This window comes from Vibrio sp. V15_P4S5T153 (assembly GCF_963874485.1).
GTDB lineage: Bacteria > Pseudomonadota > Gammaproteobacteria > Enterobacterales > Vibrionaceae > Vibrio > Vibrio anguillarum.
In genome coordinates, this window is the sequence record NZ_CAWNHR010000011.1 from 1,680,563 (window position 1) to 1,699,128 (window position 18,566).

Annotated in this window: 15 protein-coding genes; 4 read left to right on the forward strand and 11 right to left on the reverse strand. The window is 45.2% G+C overall.

Going from position 1 to position 18,566, the window contains the following annotated elements; translation table 11 throughout:
• Window positions 1-69: 69 nt before the first annotated feature.
• The 3 genes from rpsI to zapE all read right to left on the reverse strand — a co-directional run bounded on the left by rpsI (window position 70) and on the right by zapE (window position 2,250).
• Complete coding sequence (rpsI, locus tag AACT42_RS09585) at window positions 70-462, reverse strand: 30S ribosomal protein S9 (protein ID WP_010318040.1); 393 nt, start codon at window positions 460-462, stop codon at window positions 70-72.
• A 15-nt stretch (window positions 463-477) separates the two neighbouring features.
• On the reverse strand, window positions 478-906 hold the full coding sequence (rplM, locus tag AACT42_RS09590) for a 50S ribosomal protein L13 (RefSeq protein ID WP_013856066.1): 429 nt from the start codon (window positions 904-906) through the stop codon (window positions 478-480).
• Window positions 907-1,143: 237 nt separating this feature from the next.
• On the reverse strand, window positions 1,144-2,250 hold the full coding sequence (zapE, locus tag AACT42_RS09595; protein ID WP_013856065.1) for a cell division protein ZapE: 1,107 nt from the start codon (window positions 2,248-2,250) through the stop codon (window positions 1,144-1,146).
• A gap of 144 nt (window positions 2,251-2,394) precedes the next feature.
• Here zapE and zapG point away from each other — a divergent pair, with 144 nt between their 5' ends.
• The 3 genes from zapG to degS all read left to right on the forward strand — a co-directional run bounded on the left by zapG (window position 2,395) and on the right by degS (window position 5,526).
• On the forward strand, window positions 2,395-2,838 hold the full coding sequence (gene zapG / locus AACT42_RS09600) for a Z-ring associated protein ZapG (protein ID WP_017046504.1): 444 nt from the start codon (window positions 2,395-2,397) through the stop codon (window positions 2,836-2,838).
• Between the two features lie 116 nt (window positions 2,839-2,954).
• Window positions 2,955-4,319, forward strand: a complete 1,365-nt coding sequence (locus AACT42_RS09605; protein ID WP_026027948.1) for a Do family serine endopeptidase — start codon at window positions 2,955-2,957, stop codon at window positions 4,317-4,319.
• 142 nt (window positions 4,320-4,461) lie between these two features.
• Entirely contained in the window at window positions 4,462-5,526 is a 1,065-nt protein-coding gene (gene degS, locus AACT42_RS09610; protein ID WP_026027947.1) for an outer membrane-stress sensor serine endopeptidase DegS, read from the forward strand.
• A gap of 77 nt (window positions 5,527-5,603) precedes the next feature.
• Here degS and parC read toward each other — a convergent pair whose 3' ends face one another.
• From parC to nudF, 6 genes are all read right to left on the reverse strand, one after another.
• Entirely contained in the window at window positions 5,604-7,880 is a 2,277-nt protein-coding gene (gene parC / locus AACT42_RS09615; protein ID WP_017042665.1) for a DNA topoisomerase IV subunit A, read from the reverse strand.
• Window positions 7,881-9,764, reverse strand: coding sequence for a DNA topoisomerase IV subunit B (gene parE, locus AACT42_RS09620; protein WP_017042666.1), 1,884 nt, complete (start codon window positions 9,762-9,764; stop codon window positions 7,881-7,883).
• Between the two features lie 212 nt (window positions 9,765-9,976).
• Window positions 9,977-10,573, reverse strand: coding sequence for an esterase YqiA (gene yqiA / locus AACT42_RS09625; RefSeq protein ID WP_017042667.1), 597 nt, complete (start codon window positions 10,571-10,573; stop codon window positions 9,977-9,979).
• On the reverse strand, window positions 10,563-11,384 hold the full coding sequence (gene cpdA / locus AACT42_RS09630) for a 3',5'-cyclic-AMP phosphodiesterase (protein WP_094132261.1): 822 nt from the start codon (window positions 11,382-11,384) through the stop codon (window positions 10,563-10,565). The genes yqiA and cpdA overlap by 11 nt, the downstream gene beginning before the upstream one ends.
• A 47-nt stretch (window positions 11,385-11,431) precedes the next feature.
• A complete protein-coding gene (locus AACT42_RS09635) occupies window positions 11,432-11,866 on the reverse strand; it encodes a DUF1249 family protein (RefSeq protein ID WP_017042669.1) in 435 nt (144 codons plus the stop codon).
• Window positions 11,854-12,483 (reverse strand): ADP-ribose diphosphatase, encoded by a 630-nt coding sequence (gene nudF / locus AACT42_RS09640; protein WP_094132262.1) that lies wholly within the window; start codon window positions 12,481-12,483, stop codon window positions 11,854-11,856. Before nudF ends, AACT42_RS09635 begins: the two co-directional genes overlap by 13 nt.
• A 234-nt stretch (window positions 12,484-12,717) precedes the next feature.
• Here nudF and tolC point away from each other — a divergent pair, with 234 nt between their 5' ends.
• Window positions 12,718-14,025, forward strand: coding sequence for an outer membrane channel protein TolC (gene tolC, locus AACT42_RS09645; protein ID WP_017046499.1), 1,308 nt, complete (start codon window positions 12,718-12,720; stop codon window positions 14,023-14,025).
• Window positions 14,026-14,108: 83 nt separating this feature from the next.
• On the opposite strand, the gene hldE is transcribed toward tolC, so the two are convergent.
• Window positions 14,109-15,539, reverse strand: coding sequence for a bifunctional D-glycero-beta-D-manno-heptose-7-phosphate kinase/D-glycero-beta-D-manno-heptose 1-phosphate adenylyltransferase HldE (hldE, locus tag AACT42_RS09650; protein WP_094132263.1), 1,431 nt, complete (start codon window positions 15,537-15,539; stop codon window positions 14,109-14,111).
• Between the two features lie 63 nt (window positions 15,540-15,602).
• Complete coding sequence (glnE, locus tag AACT42_RS09655) at window positions 15,603-18,449, reverse strand: bifunctional [glutamate--ammonia ligase]-adenylyl-L-tyrosine phosphorylase/[glutamate--ammonia-ligase] adenylyltransferase (RefSeq protein WP_094132264.1); 2,847 nt, start codon at window positions 18,447-18,449, stop codon at window positions 15,603-15,605.
• Window positions 18,450-18,566: the final 117 nt, after the last annotated feature.

Genomic DNA, 18,566 nt, shown 5'->3' on the forward strand with positions numbered 1-18,566 from the left:
GCCCGGTATAAATACCGGGCTTTTGAACCACAATCCAGTAACACTGGAAGCGAATCTTTTGAAAAAAGATTAACGCTTAGAGAATTGTGGTTTACGACGTGCTTTACGCAGACCAACTTTCTTACGTTCAACGCAACGAGCGTCGCGAGTAACGTAGCCAGCTGCACGTAGAACAGGACGTAGTGATTCGTCGTATTCCATTAGAGCGCGAGTGATACCGTGACGGATAGCACCAGCTTGACCAGAAATACCACCACCTTTAACAGTGATGTATAGATCTAGTTTCTCAGTTAGTTCAACTAGCTCAAGAGGTTGTTTAACAACCATGCGAGAAGTTGGACGACCAAAGTAAACATCAAGGCTACGCTTGTTGATTACAATGTTGCCGCTGCCTGGTTTAATAAAAACGCGTGCAGCTGAGCTTTTGCGACGGCCAGTGCCGTAGTATTGATTCTCTGCCATTTTCGAAATCCCCAATTAGATGTCTAGTACTTTTGGTTGTTGAGCAGCATGGTTGTGCTCAGCGCCAGCGTAAACTTTCAGCTTACGGTACATAGCACGGCCTAGAGGACCACGTGGTAGCATACCTTTAACCGCTAGCTCAATAACCATCTCTGGCTTACGAATAATCAGCTTGTCGAAAGTGATTGATTTTAAGCCGCCTGGAAATTCAGTGTGACGGTAGTAAGTTTTAGCTGCTGCTTTGTTACCAGTTACAGTAACTTTCTCAGCGTTTACAACGATGATGTAATCACCAGTGTCCACGTGAGGAGTGTATTCAGCTTTATGTTTGCCACGTAGGCGAGATGCAATTTCACTTGCTAGACGACCTAGAGTTTTACCCTCAGCGTCTACGATATACCAGTCGCGTTTTACAGTTTCTGGTTTAGCAACGAAAGTTTTCATGCTAATAATAACCCGTTAAATAAAATTTACACTAAAAGGAGCATTAAAATGCCCCCACTGTCTAAGAGTCCAAAGTTGCCCCTTCGAGCGTTTGGTTTCTCTCGGCCTCTCGTTTCACAGAAACAGGCCTGCAGTAACGGTGGGTCGCAGGATTATAGGGAAGTCAGTAGAAAAAATCACCTCTTTTTGAACAAAATCACGAATTTTTTATTTTGCTTTAAAAGTGTTCGGATTGAGCTAGGCCAGATGTTCCCTTGATAAATACTCATGACTTTGCATTTCAATTAACCGCGACTGACAACGTTTGAATTCAAACTCCAGTTGCCCATGCAGATACAGATCGTCCAGCGCCACTTCGGCGGAGATAATTACTTTTACATGTCGTTCGTAAAATTCATCAATCAACGCAATAAAACGCCGCGCTGCATCATCGATGGCGCGATCCATTTGCTTCACATCAGCCAACAGTACTGTGTGGTAAATTTTGGACAACTCAATGTAATCGTTTTGGCTTCTCGCCGTTTGGCATAACTGTTCAAATGTCGCATGTAAAATACCATCACTAGCCTTTACAACAGAGAGGGTGCGATGATTGATTTCAATCTCACTGCGTGCTTCTTTTTTCTCGTCACCAACCAATTGCCGATAGTAATGTTGTAAATTGTGGCTTGCTGCTTCATCCAATGGATAGTGGTAAATTTCCGCTTGCTCTAATGTTCTTAAGCGATAATCAATGCCACTATCGACGTTCAACACATGACAGTGTGATTCAATCAAAGCAATTGCAGGGAGAAAGCGTGCTCGCTGCAAGCCGTTGCGGTATAAGTCGTGCGGTGGAATATTCGATGTCGCCACTAAGATAATGCCGCGCTTAAACAGTGCTTGAAACAAGGTACCCAAAATCATCGCATCGGTAATATCTGATACAAAAAATTCATCAAAACAGATAATTTCCGTTTCAGACTTTAAAATATCGGCAACCTTTTCTAAGGGCTCTTCAACTCCAGCCAGCGCCTTCAACTCATCATGAACTCGGTACATAAAACGGTGGAAATGCACTCGCATTTTGCGAGTGGTTGGCAGAGCTTCAAAAAACGTATCCATTAGATAGGTTTTTCCTCGCCCGACACCGCCCCAAAAATAGAGCCCTTTAGGTAAGTTAGGCTGTTCAGGTTGACGACCAAGCCATTTGGTCCAAACCGCGGAGGGCTTAACTGGTTGGTTAAGATAATCCTGAAACTGATGGTAGAGTAAATCCAGCGCATCGACGGCGCTTTCTTGAGCAGAGTCTCGTTGAAAACCGAGTTTTTTTACATCGTGTTCATATCGCTGTTTTGGTGTCATGACCGCCTACTGCACTAAAGAAAATGGAAACTGCTATTTCGTGTATTTCGCTTTATTGGCTAGAGCAGTCATAGTAACATGTCCAAGCGACGTGCGTAACCAACAGGTAAAAAACATGTTAAATAACAACAATAAGGAGCTGTTATGCCTTGGATATATGCCATTGTAGGCTTGCTAGTAGGGGCTGTGTTGGGAATGGTCATTTCACGATTGACTACGCCTCAATATAAAAACCAAAAGTCTCTACAAAAAGAATTAGATAACGCGAAATTTAGTTTGGAACAACAACGCCAAGAATTGTCGGATCATTTTGCTCAAGCGGCAGAAATACTCGATACACTAGGTAAAGATTATACAAAACTGTATCAACACATGGCCAAAACATCGTCCGAAATTCTGCCGAATATGCCAGAGCAAGATAACCCATTTATCAAAAAAATCGCTCTGCATAATGATACAGAGAAAAGCAACGATGACATTTTGGAACAGCCACCGAAAGATTATGCCAATGGCGCAACAGGGCTTTTTAATACCCCTAAAAAAGAGATCATTCATTCTGCAGACGTGGTTAAGGTGAAAGCCGTTTAATCTGAATTCATGAACTTTATAAAGGTTTTTGAGTCATAAACCTCACGAGAGTGTTGAAGTTTTGTCTTTCGTACAAATATTAAACTTCGAACACAGTTATTCCAAAGGAGCTTATGATGAAAAAACCTTTACTTCTTTTAACCGCTCTATCGTTAAGTTTAAGTTCAATCATCACCCCACTACCCGCAATGGCAGCGCTACCCTTTTCTGTCAGTGGTGAGCCATTGCCGAGCTTAGCACCGATGCTAGAGCAAGTGACACCGGCGGTTGTGAGTATCTCAGTTGAGGGAACTCAAGTTTCCCATCAACGTTTACCCGAGCAGTTTCGATTTTTCTTTGGTCCTGACTTCCCAATCGACCAATCGCAAGAGCGGCCATTTAGAGCATTAGGCTCTGGTGTCATTACTGACGCAGACAAAGGCTATGTTGTGACTAATTATCACGTCATCGATGGCGCTGATAAGATTCGCGTCAAACTATACGACGGCCGAGAATACGATGCGGAGCTCGTCGGTGGCGATAAAATGTCCGATGTCGCGCTGATCAAACTCAAAAAAGCAAAAAATTTAACCCAAATTCGTATCGCAGATTCAGACAAACTGCGTGTAGGTGATTTCACTGTCGCGATCGGGAACCCGTTTGGTCTTGGTCAAACGGTGACTTCCGGCATTGTTTCTGCGCTAGGACGAAGTGGACTTAATCTTGAAAACTTTGAGAACTTTATTCAGACCGATGCCGCGATTAACAGTGGCAACTCTGGTGGTGCCTTAGTCAATCTCAATGGTGAATTGATTGGGATTAATACCGCGATTCTTGGGCCGAATGGTGGCAACGTTGGGATAGGTTTTGCAATACCATCAAATATGATGAAAAACTTGACCGAACAGATCTTAGAATTTGGTGAGGTAAAACGTGGCGTGCTCGGCGTTCAAGGGGGTGAAATAACCTCTGAACTGGCTGAAGCGCTAGGCTATGAGTCAAGTAAAGGGGCGTTTGTTAGCCAAGTTATCAAAGATAGCGCCGCCGATAAAGCAGGGATCAAAGCGGGTGATGTCATCACAGCTATTAATGGAAAAAACGTTTCTACCTTCAATGAATTAAGAGCCAAAGTGGCAACATTAGGTGCAGGTAAAAAAATCACAATCGATGTAATCCGCGATGGTAAAAGCAAGACCTTCGACGTAACCTTGAGTGAAAACAACACCACAACTAAAGCAGAGCAACTGCACTCGGGGTTGACTGGTGCGGCACTGACCAATACGACGGATCAAGACCCAATCGCTGGCGTTAAAGTGACTGCTATAGAGAAAGGGTCAGCGGCAGAAGCGTATCAACTACAAAAAGAGGACATCATCATTGGTGTTAACCGCCAACGAGTGAAAAACCTCGCACAATTACGCGAAATTTTGGAGAAAAAGCCGAGCATACTTGCGCTGAATATCCAACGAGGTGATAGAACCATTTACTTGGTTATTCGCTAATTAGTGAGAATCGCTTGTGGAGCGATCAGGGCAGCATTTGAATGCTGCCCTTTTCTTATTCAATCATGTAGTGCTATTCTTCCTCTCTCAAGCTCAGGTGTAAAATAAGCTGAGTATATAGCGGGTTTTGTTTGGGGAAGATATGCTTAACTTTTTACTTCGTTCAGTGGGGCTTGGGCTTCTCGCTGCTATTGTTATTTTACTAGCGGTTCCCTCGCTACGTTCAAATGTTCTCCCGCAAATCGCGGCCGAAGAGTCTCCCAATGCGCTCTCTTTGCAAATTTCGTTTAACCAAGCCGTTCGCCGCGCCGCACCTGCTGTAGTCAATATTTACAACCAAAAATACACCGAAAGCGATCGCAGTAAACTGTCGATTCAAGGGTTAGGTTCTGGTGTGATTGTGAGCGAGAAAGGGTACATCATTACTAACTATCACGTAGTAGCCCAAGCAGACCAAATCGTAGCGGCCTTACAAGATGGCCGTCTCGCAGCCGCGCAATTAGTAGGCAAAGATCGACGCACGGATATCGCAATTTTGCGAATCGAAGGAACGAACCTTCCCGTTATTCCACAAAATCCCAATTACTCGGTGAAAGTTGGCGATGTGGTACTGGCCATTGGCAATCCATACAACCTTGGACAAACCACTACTTTTGGTATCATTTCTGCCACTGAACGTTCATCAGTCAGTACCGATGGACGTCAAGCTTTCATCCAAACTGATGCGGCCATTAATGAAGGCAATTCCGGTGGAGCTTTGGTCAACACTCAAGGAGAGCTCGTAGGTATTAACACGGCTTCGTTTCAACAAGCAACTGAAATGAAAACCGATGGTATATCATTCGCGATTCCTTACAAATTAGCCAATACCATTATGGAAAAAATCATTGCTGATGGACGCGTGATTCGCGGCTATATCGGTATTGATGGGCAAGATATTACTCCAGTAACATCTCGCTTACTTGGCAGTGAACATATTGGCGGCATAGTTGTGTTGGGCATTGACCCCAATGGCCCTGCAGAAACGGCTGGTTTTAAAGAGCGAGACATTATTCTAAAAATTGGCGGTAAAAAAATTAATGGTCGCAAGAGTGTGATGGAAATTGTCACTGACTTGCGCCCAGGTACCGTTGTCGATGTGCTCATCTTACGTAAAGGTGAAGAGATGACACTTCCCGTGACAATTGTTGAAGACCTACGCGAATAAAACTAAGCCACCAAAAACAAAACAAAGAGACATAAAAAAGCCCCCAACTCACGAAGGGGGCTTTTATTTATAGACTTTTACTCTTGCTCAAGATCTGAATCACTAAGTTCTGATTCAATCTCAATCGCAGTAACACGTTGTAACCCTCTCGGCAGCAAGCTACCTCGACGTCCACGCTCACCACGGAAGTTTTCTAGATCGCTGGCTTTTAAACCAAGTTTGCGTTTGCCGGCATAGAGCGTAATAGCCGCCCCTTGAGGCAAGGAGATTAAGTGTGACACAAACTCTTCACGCTCTTTGGACTTAGCCGCAGGAATATTGATTATTTTGTTGCCTTTGCCTTTGGTTAGCTGTGGTAAATCTTTGATTGGGAATAGCAACATTCGGCCCTGATTCGTGATCGCTAAAATGTCATCAGACTCCAAATTACCGATGGCCTGCGGCGTCATTACCTCTGAGTTCTCAGGCAAATTAACTAAGGCTTTACCACTACGGTTTTTCGACAGCAGTTCACCACCTTTACACACAAAACCATAACCGGCATCCGAGCCCACTAACCAGAGTTGATCCTCTTCCCCCATCACTACTTGGCGGATAGACGAGCCCTCTGTGATATTGAGACGACCCGTAATCGGCTCACCTTGGCTACGCGCCGAAGGTAGCGAGTGGGCTTCAAGCGAATAACTTCGACCATCGCTACCCAAGAATACGACCTGTTGATTGCTCTTACCACAAGCATGAGCCAAATACTGGTCGCCGGATTTGTAGCTCAAACTTTGGCAATCCACATCATGCCCTTTGGCATGACGTACCCAGCCTTTTTCCGAAAGCACAACGGTGATCGCTTCACTTGGCACAAGGTCACGCTCAGTCAAGGCTTTAGATTCGGCACGCTCAATCAGTGGTGAACGGCGATCATCACCATACTTCTCAGCATCTGCTTTGATCTCTTTCTTCAACAAAGTGTTCAAGCGACGCTCAGAACCAAGCAACTGCTCTAATTTTTCGCGCTCTTTGGCAAGCTCATCTTGCTCACCACGAATCTTCATCTCTTCAAGTTTGGCTAAGTGGCGAAGTTTGGTATCTAAAATCGCATCGGCTTGAATAGCACTAATACCAAACCGGGCCATCAATACCGCTTTCGGTTCATCTTCAGTACGAATGATTTCAATCACTTCATCAATATTCAGATAAGCAATGAGCAAACCTTCCAAGATGTGCAAACGCGCCATGACTTTATCAAGACGGTACTGTAAGCGGCGGCGAACCGTGGTGCGACGAAACTCAATCCACTCAGAAAGAATGGTCACTAAACCTTTCACTTCTGGGCGATTGTTTAAGCCAATCATGTTCAAGTTAACACGGAAGCTTTTCTCTAGATCGGTTGATGCGAATAAGTGGCTCATCAACAAGTCACAATCTACGCGGTTAGAACGCGGCACAATAACAATACGCGTAGGGTTCTCGTGATCCGATTCATCGCGTAAATCTTCAACCATTGGCAATTTCTTCGCGCGCATTTGGTTAGCGATTTGTTCGAGCAATTTAGCGCCTGAGACTTGATGAGGTAATGCTGTGATCACAACATCACTCCCCTCTTTATGCCAAACCGCGCGCATTTTGATACTGCCGCGACCTGAGCGATATATTTTCTCAATTTCAATTCTGGGTGAAATAATTTCCGCTTCGGTCGGATAATCTGGCCCTTGCACGTACTGCATCACATCATGCAGTTGCGCTTCCGGGTTATCGATCAGGTGAATCGTCGCATCGGCAATTTCACGCACATTGTGTGGCGGGATATCGGTCGCCATACCCACCGCAATTCCCGTGACGCCATTGAGCAAAATATGAGGTAAACGCGCCGGCAGCATTTGTGGTTCTTGCATTGTGCCATCAAAGTTAGGCTGCCAATCAACGTTGCCTTGTCCAAGCTCACCCAGTAAAACTTCAGCGAATTTAGACAGTTTCGCTTCGGTATAACGCATCGCTGCGAAGGATTTTGGATCGTCCGGAGCACCCCAGTTACCTTGACCATCCACCAGTGGATAGCGGTAAGAAAAGGGTTGTGCCATTAATACCATCGCTTCGTAACAGGCCGAATCACCGTGCGGGTGGTATTTACCGAGCACGTCACCAACGGTACGCGCTGATTTTTTGTACTTGGCTGACGCCGAGAGTCCAAGCTCCGACATCGCATAAATAATACGTCGCTGTACCGGTTTTAAACCATCGCCAATATAAGGCAGTGCGCGGTCCATGATGACGTACATCGAATAATTGAGATAGGCGTCTTCAGTGAACTTACGCAGCGGCAGTTTCTCAACACCATCAAAGGTTATTTCAGTTGACATTTATTGCACCTCTGCCATATCGCCATAACGTTGCAACCATGCGCGGCGGTCATCTGCTCGCTTTTTACCTAGCAACATGTCCATCATTTCATCCGTTGCTTCAGCATCATCAATGGTCAGTTGCACCAAGCGGCGCGTGTTTGGATCCATCGTTGTTTCACGCAATTGAAGCGGATTCATTTCACCCAAACCTTTAAATCGCTGGACGTTGATTTTGGCTTTTTTCTGGCTAAGTCGCTCTAAAATGCCCTCTTTTTCAGCATCATCGAGTGCATAAAAGACCTCTTTACCACAGTCGATCCGATACAAGGGAGGCATAGCAACAAAAATGTGGCCCGCTTTGACTAGTGCTCGGAAATGTTTGGTAAATAAGGCACAGAGCAAGGTGGCAATATGTAAACCATCAGAGTCAGCATCTGCGAGAATACAGATTTTACCGTAACGCAATCCATCGAGATCGTCGTTATCAGGATCAATCCCAAGCGCAACAGAGATATCATGCACTTCTTGTGAAGCCAGCACTTGGTCTGCCGACACTTCCCACGTATTTAAAATTTTCCCACGCAGTGGCATAACCGCTTGAAATTCACGATCGCGCGCTTGCTTAGCACTGCCGCCTGCTGAATCCCCTTCGACAAAGAAGATTTCCGTGCGGCTCAGGTCTTGAACTGAACAATCGGTCAATTTACCGGGGAGCGCGGGGCCCGATGCGATTTTTTTCCGTACCACTTTTTTGCTGGCTCGCATGCGGCGATGCGCATTGGCTATGCACACTTCGGCAAGTAATTCAGCGAGTTGTGGTTTTTCATTCAGCCATAAACTAAAGGAGTCTTTTATTACACCTGAAACAAAAGCCGCGGTTTGACGTGAAGAAAGACGCTCTTTGGTTTGCCCTGCAAACTGTGGGTCTTGCATCTTAACCGACAACACATAAGAACAGCGGTCAAAGACATCTTCACCAGTTAACTTAACGCCACGCGGCAACAGGTTGCGGAATTCACAGAATTCACGCATCGCATCGAGCAACCCTTGGCGTAAGCCATTAACGTGCGTACCACCTTGTGCGGTCGGGATTAAGTTAACATAGCTTTCAGTGATCATCTCACCACCTTCAGGTAGCCAAATCACTGCCCAGTTGGCCGCTTCAGTTTCAGCGACAAACTCACCCGTAAATGGCTCTTCGGGTAATAAAGTGTAACCCTTTACGCCTTCTGCGAGATAATCTTTTAAGCCGTCTTCGTAGTACCAACGGTGCTCAAGATTGTTAACCTTATCACTAAAGGTGATCTCGAGCCCCGGGCAAAGTACCGCTTTAGCGCGCAAATTATTGATTAGGCGAGTCACTGAAAAGTTAGGCGAATCAAAGTAGCTGGTATCGGGCCAAAAGTGGACACTCGTCCCTTTATTACGACGACCACAGGTACCAGTTACTGTCAATTCCTCGACTTTATTACCGTGCTCAAACGCCATTTCATAGATTTGCCCATCACGGCGAACGGTCACTTCCACACGCTTGGATAGGGCATTCACTACGGAAATACCTACCCCATGTAAACCACCGGAGAACTGGTAGCTTTTGTTTGAAAACTTACCACCCGCATGCAATTTACAGAAGATAAGCTCAACGCCTGATATTTTCTCTTCAGGGTGAATATCAACAGGCATACCACGCCCATCATCGATCACTTCAAGTGATTGATCTGCGTGGAGAATAACTTGTACCTTGGAGGCATATCCGGCTAGCGCTTCATCGACACTGTTATCGATAACTTCTTGGCCTAAATGGTTAGGTCGCGCGGTGTCCGTATACATCCCAGGTCGGCGACGTACTGGTTCTAAGCCATTAAGAACTTCAATGGCCCCAGCATTATATTGTTCAGTCATAATACGGAATGCTTTTATAGATAAATGATTCGTTACTTTTTCGGCAGTTTATCAATGATGTGCTTGTGATTAATTAACGACAACAACGCTGATTTTTTCAGCATTACAAACTGCAAAAGTATAGATAGGACATAGTCTGGAAGAGCCTTGCTTATGTCAAGCGAGATAAGTAAGTTACAGGTAAAATTATGACTCCCCCCTCAATGAATTGGTCAGAGATCTAGGAATTCGATGATTTGTCGCGGATATCGCTCAAAGTTAACAAAACTATGATCGCCGCCAAATTCAACCGTCTGTTTTGCTCCCGTCAATTTAGCGACGGCTTGACGGTAATCTAAGACTTCATCGCCCATTTGTTGCAACAACCAAAATGACGTGACGTCATTAATTTTAACCTCTAATGCTTTGAGCTCTTCAATATGTTTCGCCTCTAGCCGATAGTGCTCTTGCGTGTAGGGGTTGACTTGTTCGCCTAAAAAATTGACCAATAATTCATACGGTTTGATTGCTGGGTTTATCACCACGGCACGAAAACCAAACAAATGGTTTAACCAAATAGACAAATACCCGCCTAATGAACTCCCCACCAGCGCAATACGATATTGATCTTGATGTTGATGAATAAGATCAAGTAGATATTCCGCAGCTTGCGCGGGAAAACTGGGTAACTTAGGCACCATCACTTTGATATCAGGACGCTGCATTTGGCAATACTTCACCATCACTTGTGCTTTGTGCGACAGCGGCGAGCTATTAAAGCCGTGAATATAAAGCAGCATAGGTTGACGAGTAGGCATCTCAGTATCCATTAGCGTTAAAATCCGGTTGGAATGCGCCGTTAGCTAAACGTTTGACTTGAGTTTCTATTTGACCATCAGCAGATAGCGTCAATTCACGCCATCCTGGGGAAGTGCGATCCAAAGCAAAATCATCTGAATTGGGCTTAAATTGTACACAGGTCGAGGGAGTGGCCATCACTCGGACACCGTGATGGAGTTTATCCATATTTTGATGAACATGACCACACAGGACGGCTTTTACATTGCGATGTTGCGTGACGATATTCCAAAAAGCATCGCTGTCTTTAAGGCTATGTTGATCGAGCCAGGCGCTCCCCACCAATAGAGGATGATGATGCAGCACAATCAAGGTGTGTCGCTGATGGTGCGTCGATAATTTTTCGTCAAGTAAAGCCAATTGTTGATCGCTCAGCCGTCCGTGCGGTACGCCCACCACTTGAGAATCGAGCATCACCATCTGCCAGTGTTCACCGAGTAATACATGCTCAGACTGTTGAATCTGCTCTGACGGGAATACAGCGCCCATATTAGGTTTAAAGTCGTGATTACCGGGAAGCCAAAAACAAGTTTTTTCTAATGAGGAAATACCACGAGAGAAACGAAGATAAGACTCAGCACTATGATCTTGCGAGATGTCGCCCGTGGCTAGAATTGCATCAAATTCAACACGTTGCGCGCAGATCTCTGCCACAACAGCATGAAAGCTATCTACCGTATTAACACTCAACAGGCTGCCATCATCCGGCGCAAACAGATGCGTATCGGTAATTTGTAGCAGCTTGATGCTGTCTGAATTGTCTAGAGTTGGCGACACGTTCAAAATTTATTAATCCAAATTGAATGACTAATTTTCATCTATGACGAAGACTAAATTGGAGCTCGGCTAATCCCGTGCTTTAAACAGAAAGTAAGCCAATCGCCTAAAAAGCGATTGATTTGCGCTTTCTCATCTTTTTGCATCATTTGTTCATTCGGGTAATCATAGCGAGCTTTGATCTGATTTATCCGCGCACTTGCACACACTTCGGAAACACGTGCATCGTGGTAAAGCCTGACAGACATCGACGGTAATGGAAATACTGAAACGTCATCACTCTGACAAATCTCCACTAAAGTTGTGTACTTTGTGACCTCTAGCACTTGTAATTGATAGGTCATTTGAGCAGCCTGATAACAGCGTAAGTCACCCACGCTCGGCTGACTTGGTAACAAAGCGTTCAATTTCGCGTAGTTAGTTTCGTACACACGCATTAGTTCCGATAAATCAACGTGATACGGTTTTTTCAATGCTAATTCTGCCATTGCAATTGTAACTGTTGATAGTTTAGCTCTAACCATTGTAAAGCGATAATTGAGGCACCATTCTCAATTTGGCCGTTTTTCACTAAGCGGTAAGCCTCTTCACGGCTCATGACATGAACTTTGATGTCTTCACCTTCATAGTCAAGCCCATGTACGCCTTTAGCTTGCGTTGCATCGATTTCACCAACAAAGACGTCGAGTAATTCAGAGCATCCGCCAGATGATGGATAATAAGAGCTAATTTTTTCGATTCGGTTCACTTCAATTCCCGCCTCTTCCATCGCCTCTCGACGAATAACCTGCTCGGACGTTTCATTAGGGTCGATGACTCCAGCAATAATCTCCAGTTGCCAAGGATGGGCGTGCTCTAGTGCTCCAACTCGAATTTGCTCTATAATCACGACTTCATCACGCGCAGGATCATAAGGAAGCATAGCCGCAGCATGACCTCTTTCAAACATTTCTCTTTCAATCACCTCACTCCATCCACCTTCAAACAACTTGTGTTTAAAGCGGTATTTCACCATGCGGAAAAAACCTTGGAACAGTGTTTCTTTTGAAATGACGTCCACATCTTGGGGCGTAAAAATGTTGTACTGTTTGTCAGACTGCTGCATTTAAAACCTCGCTCAGTGAATCTCATAGTTTAATCATGGAATTCATCCATCACCAAGGATATTGCTCAACTTTTTATATAAATTTTATATTTATTTTTAAACGAGCATCGAATTTTATTGCACAGATGGACAGTTATGTGTAAAAAAGTGCAAAGTTTCGAGTGAATTACCACCAATTTAAGTTAAACTCCTTAAAAGTAACCTTCTTACATATTAAGGCAGGGAATAGGACCAATGAAAAAACTGCTTCCACTATTCATCAGCGCAGCATTAGGCAGCCTGAGTTCTTCAGTATGGGCGGATACTCTTACTGAAATCTATAATCAAGCCAAAGAAAATGATCCTCAGTTACTGAGCTCTGCAGCTCAACGTGATGCTGCATTTGAAGCGGTCACATCTAGCCGTGGCGATCTGTTACCACAAATCAACCTGACCGCTGGTTACAATATCAACCGCAGTGATATTGATGCACGCGAAAGTGATAAGCTCACAGCAGGCATCAGTTTCTCTCAGCAGCTTTATCAACGTTCAAGTTGGGTTTCTTTAGACACGGCAGAAAAGAATGCACGCAAAGCGGATTCTGCCTATGCGGCCACCCAGCAAGGTCTGATTTTACGCGTTGCACAAGCCTATTTTGAAGTGCTTCGCGCCAAAGATAACTTGGCATTTGTCCGTGCAGAAAAAGCGGCAGTGGCTCGTCAATTAGAGCAAACGAAACAACGTTTTGAAGTCGGTCTTTCTGCGATTACTGACGTGCATGATGCACAAGCGCAATACGATGGCGTACTTGCTGATGAAGTTTTGGCAAAAAATAGCCTCACCAATAGTTATGAAACCTTGCGTGAAATTACCGGCCAAGAACATTCTGATTTAAGTGTGTTGGATACTAATCGCTTTTCAGCCAGCAAAACAACACAGCCGATTGATGCTCTGCTTGAAGAAGCCCAACAGAAAAATCTCTCTTTGCTGACCGCTCGTATTGCTCAAGATGTCGCGAAAGATAATATTTCATTAGCAAGTTCAGGGCACTTACCCTCACTGACTCTTGATGGCGGCTACAAGTACGGTGATGAAAGTAATAATAACAGCGGCTCTAAAGGGGATTATAACGATTTTAATGTCGGTATTAACCTTGCGGTGCCATTGTATACTGGCGGAAAAACCACTTCGCAAACCAAACAAGCTGAATTTGCGTACGTTGCTGCAAGCCAAGATTTAGAAAAAACGTATCGCAGCGTTGTGAAAGATGTACGCGCATTTAACAACAACATCAATGCCTCTATTGGCGCTTTACGTGCTTATGAGCAGTCAGTTATTTCAGCGAAATCAGCACTGGAAGCGACCGAAGCAGGGTTTGATGTCGGTACGCGAACTATTGTTGATGTGCTTGATTCAACGCGCCGTCTCTACGATGCGAATAAAAATCTCTCTAACGCACGTTATGACTATGTACTGAGCGTACTGCAATTGCGTCAAGCGGTAGGCACATTGAGCGAGCAAGATATTTTAGATATCAACGCTGGCTTAAAAGCAGACAGCTAAAAGTAAAAGCCGCTGAATTTTCAGCGGCTTTTTTGTAGCGATTGGCTCATTTGATACAATCAGCCAAAGGATGTGGCGTGATGTTAGCCTCTGCCGCCTTTAATCGCTTCAATAATTTCTGTGGTTGAGCAACCATCTTCAAAGTTCAACACTTTGACTTCTCCACCCGCAGCAATCACTTCTTCACCACCAGCGATATCTTCAGGTTTATAGTCACCACCTTTCACCAGTAAGTTAGGTAGTACAGCCGCAATCAAACGCTGTGGCGTATCTTCAGAAAAAGGAACCACCCAATCGACAGCGCCCAATGCAGCCAGCACCGCCATGCGGCGATCCGTTGTATTGACTGGGCGACCTGGGCCTTTTAAACGCTTAACCGACTCATCCGTGTTGACCGCGACAATCAGGCGATCGCCCAATTTGGCTGCGTGGTTAAGATAAGAAACATGTCCTGCATGCAAAATATCAAAGCAACCATTGGTCATTACCACCTTTTCGCCCTGAGCTTGAGCCACTTTTACCGCATCAATTAAGGCTTGTTCACTGATGACACCATAATCAGTATCTTTGCTACCGTGAACCGCTTCCGCTAGTTCAATGGTTGAAACGGTTGACGTGCCCAGTTTACCAACCACAACACCCGCCGCCGCATTGGCTAATGCACACGCTTCATCAAGTGGTTTACCTGCTGCAACTGATGCTGCAAGCACTGAAATCACCGTATCTCCAGCGCCCGTTACGTCATACACTTCTTTGGCTAATGTTGGTAAATGGAATGGCTTCTGATTGCGTTGTAACAGTGTCATGCCATGTTCGCTGCGAGTCACCAACAGTGCGCCAAGATCAAACTGTTCAATCAAGGCAAAGCCTTTTTCTACTAGCTCTTGCTCTGTTTTTACTTTGCCTACGACCTGTTCAAATTCAGACATGTTAGGTGTGAGCAATGTTGCGCCACGATAACGTTCGAAATCAGCTCCTTTAGGATCGATAAAAACAGGAACGTTGGCTGCACGTGCTTTTTGGATCAATTGTTGCACATGCTCTAATGCACCTTTAGCGTAATCAGACAAGATCACCGCTTTCACTTTCGGTAACGCCAGATCCATGCGAGATAAAATCAGTTCTGGATCGGTGTTCTCAAACTTATCTTCGAAATCCAAACGGATCAGTTGCTGGCCTCGGCTTAGCACGCGTAATTTTGTAATGGTTGGATAATTTGGCAGAGCAACAAAATCACAACTCACTTTCAACGCTGTTAACGTTTCAGTCAGAACGTTAGCAGGCTCATCCACGCCAGTTAAACCAACAATGTGCGCATGACCGCCCAGCGAAGCAATGTTCATTGCAACGTTTGCCGCGCCGCCTGGACGTTCTTCGCTATTCTCTACTTTTACTACAGGAACGGGAGCTTCTGGTGAGATGCGACCAGTTGGGCCATACCAGTAGCGATCAAGCATCACATCGCCAATAATCAATACACCTGCATCATTGTAGTCAGGTAGGATTGGTTTCATTGTGGATCTCCAATTTTTGTTATTGCGCTGAGTGTAACACAGCTCATTGAGTCTCTAAAACACTCAACCTAGCCACTGCTGCCAAGCGTTTGTGACTCGTTTTCGCAGGTCAACAAACTTACTTTCGTCAACATCCGCATCCAAGTTAAGCAAGTTTCGATGATGGATCTGATTGCGCATTGAGGTATAGGCATCGGTGAGAGCCTGCGCTTGTTCTTTGTCCATAACACCTTGGTTCAGTAGTGACTCAAAAATGCGTACGTTGTCTGACCAAAACGTCAATTTTGGCTTTTCATGGCTAAAACACAGCACTAGATATTGAGCTAAAAACTCAATATCAGTGATGCCACCAGCATCTTGTTTAAGCATAAAACGGCCACTTTTCTTTCCCCCCAAATGATCGCGCATTTTTATCCGCATCGCGACTACATCCTGCTTGAGCTTGGTTTCATCTCTTGCCAATGACAAAATCTCATGGCGGGTGCGATGGAAAGCCTGTTGCAGTGGCTCATCACCATAAATCATTCGGGCACGAACTAAGGCTTGGTGTTCCCACGTCCACGCTTCATTGCGCTGGTATTCATCAAATGCTTCAGCGGGGCTAACTAACAAACCGGACGCTCCAGACGGGCGCAAACGAGTATCAACTTCATACAAAATACCAGAAGCGGTACGAGTGGCAAAAATGTGGATCACGCGCTGGGCTAAGCGCAAATAAAACTGACGGCCATCAATCTCTTTTGCGCCATCGGTGTAACAATCCACTGGGCAGTCATGGAGAAACACGATATCAAGATCGGAATTGTAGCCCAACTCCCAGCCCCCCACTTTGCCATAGCCAACGACTGCAAACCCTTTACCATCCCTCTCTTTTAAATGAGTGGGTTGACCGTATTTTGCACTGACTTGCTGCCAAGCTTGGTTGATCACAGCTTCAACGATGGCTTCAGCAAGGTAAGTTAAGTGATCGCTCACTTTCATCACAGGCAAAGCACCAGCAATATCAGCAGCAGCAATACGCAAAATGCAGATCTGCTTAAATTGGCGTAATCCTTCCATTTGCTGCTCCATATCCTCTTCGGGAATACGAGCAAGAAAATCACACAGTTCAGTTTTATAAGCGGACAACTCCATTGGATTATAGAGATGCTGCGGGTCGATAAGTTCATCGAGTAAAATGGGGTAACGACTAAGCTGTTCCGAAATCATCGGGCTTGCGGTGCATAAACGCACCAGTTGCGTCAATGCCGCAGGGTGTTCATCTAGCAGCTCAAGGTAAGTGGTTCGAGTCACAATTTTGTACATCAAATGCAGCACACGAGGTAAGCCAAACTGCGCATCTGGGTGAATGAAAATCGCTTGGAACAGTTTTGGCATCAACCGGTTTAATACATCTCGTCCGCGTGGGCCCAGCGTTTTTTTCGCCAAATCCTCTTTAAATTGGATCAATACATGCGCCATGCCGGCAGGATCATCACAGGTAAGCTCTTGTTGAAAAATCGTTTCAAGCACATCAGGCTTGTGCGCCATATCCCACAGCTCGTGAAAATGTTTGGCAACGCACTGGTCATCATCTTCTTCATCATCGCCAATCAGAGTTGCAAATACTTGATGTACTTTGGTCATGTGTTGATGCGTTTCGTGAAACAGCGTTACCCAGTCAGTGCATTGCATTGCAACAGCTAAGCGAAGTTGATCCAGTTCATTGTCTGGCAAGGTTTGCGTCTGCTTGTCGGCCATCGCTTGCAATAGGTTCTCAAGGCGACGTAAAAACAGATAAGCTTGTCGTAAATCGGTCACTTCTTGCGGTTTGAGCAGGGCAAGTTCTTCTATTGCAACCAGTGTTTCTAATAGTCCACGCTGACGTAAACTGGGTTCTCGTCCACCACGAATTAACTGAAATACTTGTGCGATGAATTCAATTTCGCGGATCCCGCCTGCGCCTAATTTGATGTTGTTATGCAGCCCTCGACGTCTCACTTCGCTGCTGATCATCGATTTCATACGGCGCAGAGATTGAATGGCGCTAAAATCGATGTAGCGGCGGAACACAAATGGTCGCAGCATTTGACGCAGCTCTTGGTACTGCGGATACATTTCCCGCCCCATTACTCGAGCTTTGATCATCGCATAACGCTCCCAATCACGCCCTTGCTCTTGGTAATAATCTTCGAGCGCCGCATAGCTCATCACCAGTGGGCCACTTTCACCAAAAGGACGCAAACGCATATCAACTCGGTAGCAAAAACCGTCAAAGGTATGTTGATCCAACGCTTTAATGATTCGCTGGCCTAAACGGGTAAAAAATTGCGCATTCGCGATGCTGCGGCGAGCGCCTTGTGTTTCACCGTTTTCAGGATAAGTAAAAATGAGGTCGATATCCGATGAGAAGTTCAACTCACCGCCACCTAACTTGCCCATGCCGATGATCAGCATAGGTTGTGCTTCACCTTGGTCGTTAGTTGGCGTTCCCCACTCGAAGCAGCAAACAGCGTACTGCCACTGGTAAGTCTCAAAAATGAGTGCTTCCGCCAGTGCTGAAAGATGTGCAAGGCTCTCTTCTAATGTCCAACTGGCGGTGAAATCTCGCCAAGCGATGCACACCATTTCACGGTTACGAAACTGACGCAAAATACGATGCCCTGACATTTCATCTTTGCACTCTTCTAGCTGTATAGCGAGATCGTCTCGGTAATGCTCTAGCCTTGACTCTCCCGCCAACATTTCCGGTAATTGCATACACAACCGTTCATCTCGCAATAATGCTTCATTGATAAACTGGCTCATCCCGACCACATACAACAGCTGTTTTTTCAATGGCTCGGACCACTGTGCAATGCTCGGTTGTTGCTCTAGCAAATGTTGATAGGTGGTGTGCGCAAAAGCGTGAAGTGATGAAGGCAGTAACATGAGACATCCTTGTGAATTGAGACCAATGCAGTCGCTAGAAGGCTATTTATAGCAAACTTATATCAATAAAAAACGCCCAACAACAAGAATTGTGGGCGTTGATTGAAGGATCGAATT